The sequence below is a fragment of the Photorhabdus caribbeanensis genome, from assembly GCF_018448885.1.
GTDB classification, from domain to species: Bacteria; Pseudomonadota; Gammaproteobacteria; order Enterobacterales; family Enterobacteriaceae; genus Photorhabdus; species Photorhabdus caribbeanensis.
Genome location: NZ_RCWB01000028.1, coordinates 64,143 through 74,149 on the forward strand (window position 1 = coordinate 64,143; position 10,007 = coordinate 74,149).

The window sequence follows — 10,007 nt, forward strand, 5'->3', positions numbered from 1 at the left end:
CCATGCGGCTTTTTATTGCAGAAAAACCCAGCCTGGCCAGGGCGATTGCCGATGTGTTACCCAAACCGCATCGCCGTGGCGATGGCTTTATCGCTTGTGGCGATAACCAGTTTGTTACCTGGTGTATCGGGCACTTGCTGGAACAGGCGGAGCCTGATGCCTATGACGGTCGTTTTGCCCGTTGGTCATTAGTTGATCTTCCAATCATTCCTGAAAAGTGGCAGTTAAAACCGCGGCCTTCTGTTGAGAAACAGCTCAACATCATCCAGACGTTGTTGGAAAAAGCCGATGAAATCGTGCATGCCGGGGACCCGGATCGGGAAGGGCAACTGTTGGTGGATGAGGTTTTGGATTTTTTGAAACTGGATGATGGCAGGCGGAAAAATGTTCGTCGTTGCTTGATAAGCGATCTAAATCCACAGGCGGTGATCAGAGCTGTTGAGCGGTTAAGGGATAACCGGGATTTTATTCCGTTATGTGTTTCAGCCCTTGCCAGAGCCAGAGCTGACTGGCTGTATGGCATTAATATGACCCGTGCCTATACCTTGCTTGGCCGCAATGCAGGGTATCAGGGAGTATTATCTGTCGGGCGGGTTCAGACCCCGGTTTTGGGGTTAGTTGTCCGCCGGGATGAAGAGATTGAGCACTTCGTACCCAAAGATTTTTTTGAGGTAAAAGCGCATATTGTTACGCCGAAAGATGAACGTTTTATCGCTATCTGGCAACCAAGTGAATCCTGTATCGATTTTTTGGATGAAGAGGGGCGATTGATACACCGGCCTCTGGCTGAACATGTTGTTGCCAGAATAACCGGTCAACCAGCCTATGTGACCTCTTATCAGGATAAACGGGAATCTGAAGTCGCTCCTTTGCCGTTTTCATTATCTTCTTTGCAGATTGAAGCTGCTAAGCGTTTTGGCTTAAATGCGCAGCAAGTGTTGGACATTTGTCAGCGATTATATGAAACACATAAGCTAATTACTTATCCCCGTTCTGATTGCCGTTATTTGCCTGATGAACACTTTGCCGGTCGTCATGCGGTGCTTAATGCGATATCCATTCACGCAGCAAATCTGTTGCCACAAGAATTATTGGAAATAGATAGAAAGAATCGTTGTTGGGACGATAAAAAGGTTGATGCTCACCATGCAATTATCCCGACAGCGCGAAGTAGTCATATAAATCTGACGGATAACGAGGCTAATATTTATGGTTTGATTGCCAGACAATATTTGATGCAATTTTTCCCGGATGCCATATTCCGTAAATGTGTCATTGAATTAGAAATTGCTGGTGGAAAATTTATTGCTAAAGCCCGTTTTCTTGCTGAGGCAGGTTGGAGAACGTTGCTTGGTAATAAAGAGCGTGATGAAGAGAATGACGGAACGCCATTACCCGTTGTGGCTAAAGGTGATGAATTATTGTGTGAAAGAGGAGAGGTGGTAGAGCGCCAAACTCAACCTCCGAAACCATTTACTGATGCAACTATTCTTTCAGCTATGACAGGAATTGCCCGTTTTGTACAGGATAAGGAACTAAAAAAAGTTCTTCGGGCAACGGATGGATTGGGAACGGAAGCAACACGGGCTGGCATTATCGAATTGCTATTTAAGCGGGAGTTTCTTTATAAGAAAGGGCGTCATATTCATGCCACGCCTGCGGGCAGGGCGTTGATTCATGTATTGCCTGATATGGCCGCTTTACCGGATATGACCGCTCATTGGGAGTCTCGGTTAACGCAAATCAGCGAAAAACAGTTTCGCTATCAAGATTTCATGGGGCCGCTTGAGGAGACATTGCAGCAATTAATTTGGCAGGCTAAACAGAACCGTAATTTAACCGCTTTTCGTGACTTACCACCATTGCCGGTTAAAGATAAAAAAGGGAAAAAAACCAAAGCGACAAAAAACACTAAAACGGCTGCGCCATAGGGCGCAGCAATTAAATTAGCGTTATTTTAAAATAAGCGATTGATATTCGACGTTAATTGAATATCAAATTTTAAATTCCGCCCAAACAGGGGCATGATCCGAGGGTTTTTCCATCTCACGGATTTTATAATCAATACCTGTTGCGATACAGCGCTCCACCAAAGGTTTACTTGCAAGCAGTAAATCAATGCGTAGCCCTCGATTATCATCAAACCCTTTGGAACGATAATCAAACCAAGAAAATTGGTCGTTACATTCAGGATTGAGATGGCGGAATGTATCAACCAGGCCCCAATTTTTCAGGCGATCCATCCAATCTCTCTCTTCTGGCAGGAAAGAGCATTTGCCTGTTTTTAACCAGCGTTTTTGGTTGTTCTCACCAATTCCGATATCCAGATCTGTCGGGCTGATATTCATATCACCCATGATAATCACTTGTGATTGAGGGGTTAAGTTTTGCTCCAGGTAGTTTTGCAGATCCTGATAAAATTTCTCTTTTGCCGGAAACTTCACTGGATGTTCACGGTTTTCTCCCTGTGGAAAATAGCCATTAATCACGGTCAATGGCCCGTGTGGAGTCTCCATTTCTGCCATGATAACCCGGCGTTGAGCATCTTCATCATCCCCTGGAAAACCACGATATACGGCAAGAGGCGCCTGGCGCGTTAACAGTGCAACGCCGTAATGGGCTTTTTGGCCGTGATAAAATACATGATAGCCAAGTTCTCTAACCTCTTCTAAAGGGAACGCTTCATCATGAACTTTTGTTTCCTGTAAGCCGATAACATCGGGTTGATGTTGCTCGACGATCGCAGCTAACTGATGGGGGCGGGCACGTAATCCATTAATATTAAAAGAGATAAATTTCATCTTTTACAGCCATCCAGTAAAAAGACACAGGAACAATAGTAACAGATGGATTTTAAAAAGTAACTATTGACAATGGTCAGTACGAAATAGTAACGGACCCCCTAATATTATAATTTGTTGTGGAAAATATAATAATTTGTGGTGAGAAAGGGCCTCGGTTAGACCGTTTTTATCTCAAGTGTTACAAAAATTGATTACTGAAAAATGTAGAACCCTATCCTAATCTTTGATAGAAAATTGAGCTCGTTAGTAATGTTTATATTTTCTAATGGTTGATTGGTTGAGATTAATTTTTGAACCATGATAAACATGAATAATAGAGTTTATTGAGCCACCTATGTATTGAACATACGCTTTTTTTATGTGGTATATGTTTGAGAAGTATTTGTTTTTTTGTACAAAATTTATGCCTTCACAGTATCAAACTTGATTTAGCTGTCATTTGGTGAAGGCTATTTCAAAGAAATTATTTTAGCCACAAGTTATATAGGAACGGTGAATTATGTTTTTTTCTCGTAAATTAGAAGCATTCATGGCAGTGGTGGAAAATGGTTCTTTAAGTAAAGCGGCAAGAGTGATGAACCGTACAACTCCTCCAGTAGCTAAATCAATCAAAGACTTCGAGGCAACATTAGGGAAGCGCCTTTTCAAAAGGGAGAAATTTGGGATGAGTCTGACTAAAGATGGTTTAGAATTATATAATGATCTTAAAGATCTTTATTTACAAGAAAAAGAAATAACTAAAAAACATATCAGTGGTAGTATATGTAACATAGTTAATATTTATTACGATTGGGGGAAAAACAAACATCTTATTTATTTATATAAAGCGGCTGACAGAAATAGCTCCCAGGTAAATATATTCCGGTTTAGTTATGATAACATTGAAGAAATAGTGGATTACGACGGCAACACGCTCATTCTGAGCTCAGAAAAGATACTAAGTGACCGTTTTAGTCTCATTCGTAAAATCAAAGGGCCTGAATTGGGAATTTGCTGCCGAAAAGAATTATTGGATATTGCTGGTGGCGATGTGATGCAATTGCTAAAGAGTAATACTTGGCTGTGCGATCCTGTACTTTATAAAAGTAGTTTCATTAAAAACTTGGAAGAAGAAGTTATTCAAAGTGGTGGAAAAGTAAATATGCGTCAGATGGATAATATGGGATGCTGCATGAATTTCATTTATTCCAGAGATTATATATTTATTACCGATTCTCATCCTGATGAATTGGAAGGAGGAGATGCTTTGAGTTTTGTTCCTATTGCAAAACCTGGTGCAGCAAATCAATGTTATATTTATAAGTCCAAATCACACTCAAGTGTACTTAATCGTTTTATCGATTCAGTCAATGACATGAGTTAAAATTAATCTACGCGGAGAGGATTATTGTAAGCTCCGCGTTGTTGTTATGCGGAGATAATTATAAAGATTTTTCACTGTACCTAAACGATAAATTTATATCTATAATTCTTATTTGAATATTCCAAGTGAATATTGAGTAGTGGTGAGGAAAAATGGATTGTTCCTCGCCTTTTGGGGCAACATGTACGACAAGCCTGAATTATTATTCATTCTCGTCTGGTGTCTGGCACAACCCATTGTGCATGCACAAATCTGCATGGCCTTTGCTTTACTGCTTTAGCCACGGTGTTGTGGTACTCCAAAAAATAATATTAGCCCCCAAATAGTTTTCGGCAAAGTCGGTAAACTCCTCCTGAGTGAAGGGTTTTTTGGTTTTTGGGTTGGTGTAGGTCAATGTGGGTTCTTGGACTGCCATTGCCACCAAATCCAGTTTGCCTTTGTAACGATTGAAAAAGGGATAAGCATTTTTCATTTGAGCAGATTGATACGGCACGATATCGGGGCCGCCGAGACCGATCTTATTTTTCGACGCGAAATTAAAAAAGCGAGACATATACTGATGATCATTATCCCATTCGCATGGCCAGAAATTAACATATTGTACCACGTAGGATTTTTCGAATACCTGGCGGGCAAATTTGATATTATCAAGTTCGGCGGCAAAATAGCGGTTACAGCTAAAACCGCTCTTATCCTGTTTCATGTCAATATCAATGGCAGTTTCTGGTAGATTAATCCCGGTAATACGGCCATCAAATTCTTTTGCCAGTTCGGAAAGCAGATTCTGATAGCTTTTGCGCAACGCGGTATTCCACTGAATAGCAACCCAACCATAACCTTGCGCTTTTCCTTCACCGGGATTATCAACTTGAGCAACTAAACCGCCTTGATATTTTTTGCCTTGTTGGAGATAAAATGGAATATAGCGGGCATTTTTCTCAAAAAAACGATCTTGGATCTGAACAAACAGCTTCTTTTTTATTCTGTTAAGCACTGACAAATCTTTTTCGATTGCGGAAAAATCATATTTCCCCGGCGCACTCTCCAATTGTTTCCAGCTATAAACAATTTGTACACCGTCAATGTCTTGACGTTCTAACAGAGGACGTAGTTGATCGAGCTCATCGGATGAAGTGTAGAGATAGTTTCGTGGTTTTCCTGCGAGTGCAGCAGTTGACAATAAGCTAAAAATCAGCGTAGCTGAGATGAGTTGTTTTAACGCCATTATGATTTCTATCCTTAATTATAGGGGAATGAGTAACAGGTTTACGACAGTTTAACAAGGCAGATAGTTCCATGACTTGATGAATTTATTTAACATCACGAAGTTACTTTATTGATTAATTGATAATTGTTCTCAGCATCTTAGTATTCATTTATCTCTATCTTGGTAAATAAGCTCTCATTAAGAATAAATGGGAATGTTATCAATGAATTTGATATGAACTTGGATGATTGACGGTTTTTTTAAAAGATATTTGGTTATTTATTCTTGAAGTTTAATCAAAATTAAACGAGAGGCATTTTATGATAAAAAAGTATTGACTTTATTATCGGCTAATTAAGAGAATTACCCCGTCTATAAATAATTTATCTTGCTGTAGAAGATAAGGAATAAATGGTGGGCATATCAGCGTAAGATATAATTTGCACTCATTCTGACAATACGTTGTCTGAATAGGTTAATCGAATTACTAACTCCCTAGAGCAGTAAAAGGATAGATATCTTGAGAGAATATCATTAACAATATTCTGACTTAATCTATACGGATTGTATTCGTGGTAGTGCCTTTACACTTGCCCGGTGGCGATAAGGGTTGGTTTGTTTTTTTATCCTGCATCACAGAATATCTTGTTATTCGTATAGCATGAATGAGAATTATTCTTTTTTACGGTGAATTGATGCATGATATTTAAATAAGTAATAATGAGATTGAAATCCATGTAACATATTGAAAAAAATGAAAATAGAATATTAATCTCATGGGTGGATTATCTGATTATAATCGAATGTTCAACTCCATCTCATTTTATGGCAACCAATGCAAGCTTATTTTTGTCAATAAATGTCATGTTGTTGTTATATGGGATTAAATATCCTGTCCGACATGCGGTTATACCAATGGTGATAGAGTCCAGACATTAAAAATTGTATTTTTTTGAAAAAAGAGTTGATCTTTATAAGCTCCCATTAAGATGATGGGAGGATTTTTTAAATCGCTCATCCTGCTCCGGTTATTGATGTATTGTGAAAACATGAATGGCCTGTGTAGATATTTACGGCTCAGTTAACTGCCGACCGGGAAATAGCGGCGTGGGTTATTTCCCAGTATGACAATAATGGTATGGCTTTATATTGAGTTCTTATTGTTGACTAATGACCGTAGAAAAATTAGGAAAAAATATGACAAATCCAACACCGATGATCATCTTTGATCACAGCCGCTACAGACTAAAAGTGTGGCGTAATAAAGCGCCGCTGGATGTGCTGGCCTTTACCGGGCAGGAAGCCTTAAGCCAGCCGTTTCGCTATGCCATTGAATTCACCAGTTCGGAGAAAGGGATTGAACCGGCACAGATGCTGATGCAGCAGGCTTCATTTACCCTGACCTCGCCTGCGATCAATCCGGGGATACGGTGGATGCCGATTGTGCCGCCGGAGCCGCTGCGCTCGGTTTACGGGGTGATCAGCGGCTTTAAGCTGCTTTCCACCTCGCGGGACGAAAGCCGTTATGAAGTGATACTGGAACCCCGGCTGGCGCTGATGGCGAGAAGCCATCAATACGCCATCTACCAAAAACTGTCCGTGCCGGAGATTGTGGAGAAAATTCTGCGGGAGCGGCATGGCTTTCGCGGGCAGGACTTCTTGTTCAGTCTGACACACAACTACCCGAGGCGGGAACAGGTGATGCAGTATGGCGAAGATGACTTGCGCTTTATCCAACGCCTGCTGGCGGAAGTGGGTATCTGGTACAAAGTGACGGCGGATGACCGGTTAAAGATCGACGTGGTGGAATTTTACGACGACCAGCGTGACTACCAGTTCAACGTCTACCTGCCTGCCCGTAATCCGTCAGGCATGCACGGCGAGGAGGACGCGGTGGTGTGGGGCATGGAGACCGCGTATCAGGTGGTGGAGGGAAAAATTACCACCCGCAATTATGACTACCACGATGCCCGGCCGTATCCTGGCTTGAACACTGAGGCGGATGTGACACGGGGCGACCGCACCACCTATGGTGAAGCGTACCATTACCGCGATGATTACCGGATACCCGGCGACCGTTACGCCTATCAACCGGAGACGGAAAGCGGGGTGTTTTATGCCCGCCTGCATCACGAGCGTTACCTGAATCAACGCATCCGCCTGCGGGGAATGACCACCTCCGCCACGCTGGTGCCGGGGCAGGAATTGAAAGTGAAGGGCGACGCGCCGGAAGCGTTTCGCAAAGGGGCGATCATCACTCAGATCACCAACAGCGCCCGCCGGGACAGCAGTTTTGAGATGGCGTTCACCGCCATTCCCTATTCCGAGACCGTGTGCTTTCGCCCGGAACGGGTGCCGAAACCGGTGATGGCGGGCACGATACCCGCGCGGGTGAGCAGCACAAAAGTGAATGATATCTACGGCGATATCGACAAAGACGGCTTGTATCGGGTGTCGTTTGACTTTGACCGGGCGGAATGGACGCAGGGGAGCGAAAGCTTGTGGGTGCGTCTGGCGCGTCCGTACGCGGGGGAGAAGTATGGCTTTCACTGGCCGTTGCTGGAAGGTACCGAAGTCGCGATCGCCTTTGAAGGGGGCGACCCGGATCGGCCCTATATCGCTCATGCTCTGCACGATTCAATGCACCCGGATCACGTCAATCTCTACAACTACAAATGCAACATTCTGCGCACCCCGGCGAATAACAAACTGCGGATGGGTGACGAACGTGGTCGGGAACATATCAAACTGAGTACCGAATACGGCGGTAAAAGCCAGTTGAACCTCGGTCATCTCGTCGATAGCCAGCGCCCACACCCGGATAAACGGGGAGAAGGCTTTGAGCTGCGAACCGACGACTGGGGCGTGATCCGGGCCGGTAAAGGGTTGTTTATCAGTGCGGATAAACAGGCCAAAGCGGGGGGTGAGGTGCTGGCGATGGAGGCGGCGCTGAATCAACTTCAACAAGCGCAGACCTTAACTGAGGCATTATGCGGCGCGGCTGAAATGGCTAAAGCAGAACTGGCGGATTTGCAGCAACAGAAGGCGTTGTTAAGTGAAACGCTAGCCGAGCTGAAAAAATCCGCGTTGTTACTCTCCGCGCCGGAGGGTATCGCGCAGACGACGGCAAAAAGCCTCCAGTTGGCGGCCGGGGAAAATATTATTGCTACCAGTGGGAAAAGTACCGATTTCAGCGTATTGAAAAAATTCACGGTAGCGGCAGGTGAAAGGATCAGCCTGTTTGCCCAAAAACTGGGCATCAAACTGTTTGCCAGCAAAGGCCGGGTAGATATTGAAGCGCAGGGTGATGAGATGGGGCTGGCGGCACTGAAAGATATCACGGTGAATAGCCATGAGGGAAAAGTGATCATCAGCGCCAAACAGGAGATCTTACTGGTCAGTGGCGGTGGTTATATTCGAATAGGAAATGGTCAGGTGGAGTGTGGTGCGCCCAATCACATCATCCAACGGGCGGCAGTGTGGCAGAAGTTTGGCGGGCAGAGTGTTAGCCAGACAGTACAGCAATGGCAAACCACGAATTATGCGGTAACGCCGAAGGCTGTACGGGCTTATAAGATTTCTCCGTTAGACCGTCAAAATATGCAGTTCCATGCCGAAGATGGCGGCGTACAGGCATTATCAACCATACAGAATGGAAAAACCCCTTTGCAAAAGCAGGTTGGGGTGGAAATCAGTCAATTGAAAATAAAAGATGAGGAGTAAATGATGAGTGAGCCGAAAGAAAATGAGATTTTTATTCACCCTGAATATGATGAACTGGGCCTCCCTTATTACAACGTGCCGAATGCCAGAATTGAAGAAAATCTGGTGGCGACGTGTTTGAAGTACGCGACTAAAGTGATCCCGGTAATTTTCCTGCCGGGGGTGATGGGGAGTAATTTGAAATCGACAGAGGGGGAGTCAGTCTGGCGGCTAAACAGGATATTAAGTTTTGATGTTTTAGGTTGGATGTGCTCGGGTGCGTCTTACAGGAAGAAAACTTTAGACCCGAATAAAACAAAGGTTGATGATTCCGGGGATATCACGCCTGATCACACTGAGAAGAATAAATTCCAGACTTGCAAGCAGCGCGGTTGGGGGGAGATAGCCCATATGAGCTATGGCACTTTCCTGCCCTGGCTTCAGGCGGTGTTGGATGATGAGCGTCTGGCCTTTGAGTACTGTCTGGCAGAGAAGGGGGAAAAAACCCTTCGGCAACGTATGGTTGATATGAACCTGAATGCGGAGTGGGGGGAAGAGCCGCTGACCGAGGCAGAGGTTGACCATAGTTATGATTTTCTCTACCCGGTTCATGTGATGGGCTATAACTGGTTGCAATCCAATAAAGATTCAGCCAAGAGGCTGGCGGAATATGTGGATAAGGTTTTAGCTTTCTATGGTAAACGGTGTGCAACTAAAAAGGTGATTTTAGTCACTCACTCAATGGGAGGGCTGGTTGCTCGTTATTATTCAGAATTGCTGAATGGCAGAGATAAAATTTTAGGCATTGTGCATGGGGTGATGCCTGATACCGGTTCACCCATGACTTATAAAAGGATGAAAACCGGTGAAGATGGAATGGTTGGACTGGTTATCGGCAGTAATGGCGCGGAGATGACCCCGGTGTTAGCGC

Annotated in this window: 6 protein-coding genes; 4 read left to right on the top strand and 2 right to left on the bottom strand. The window is 44.0% G+C overall.

Features of this window, described 5'->3' with window-relative positions; translation table 11 throughout:
- Positions 1-2 precede the first annotated feature (2 nt).
- Positions 3-1,931 carry a DNA topoisomerase III gene (locus EAE90_RS17160; protein WP_214054494.1) on the top strand — a complete coding sequence of 643 codons (1,929 nt, stop codon included), beginning with the start codon at positions 3-5 and terminating at the stop codon, positions 1,929-1,931.
- Between the two features lie 63 nt (positions 1,932-1,994).
- Here EAE90_RS17160 and xthA read toward each other — a convergent pair whose 3' ends face one another.
- Positions 1,995-2,801, bottom strand: coding sequence for an exodeoxyribonuclease III (gene xthA, locus EAE90_RS17165; protein WP_214054495.1), 807 nt, complete (start codon positions 2,799-2,801; stop codon positions 1,995-1,997).
- Between the two features lie 502 nt (positions 2,802-3,303).
- On the opposite strand from xthA, the gene EAE90_RS17170 reads away from it, so the two are divergent.
- Positions 3,304-4,167, top strand: coding sequence for a helix-turn-helix domain-containing protein (locus EAE90_RS17170; protein ID WP_036780805.1), 864 nt, complete (start codon positions 3,304-3,306; stop codon positions 4,165-4,167).
- A gap of 268 nt (positions 4,168-4,435) precedes the next feature.
- Here EAE90_RS17170 and EAE90_RS17175 read toward each other — a convergent pair whose 3' ends face one another.
- A complete protein-coding gene (locus tag EAE90_RS17175; protein ID WP_214054496.1) occupies positions 4,436-5,392 on the bottom strand; it encodes a hypothetical protein in 957 nt (318 codons plus the stop codon).
- A 1,179-nt stretch (positions 5,393-6,571) separates the two neighbouring features.
- Between EAE90_RS17175 and EAE90_RS17180 the strand changes: the two genes are divergently transcribed.
- Positions 6,572-9,097, top strand: coding sequence for a type VI secretion system Vgr family protein (locus EAE90_RS17180; RefSeq protein WP_214054497.1), 2,526 nt, complete (start codon positions 6,572-6,574; stop codon positions 9,095-9,097).
- Positions 9,098-10,007: esterase/lipase family protein (locus EAE90_RS17185; RefSeq protein ID WP_422616001.1), on the top strand; the 910-nt coding region annotated here is incomplete at its 3' end.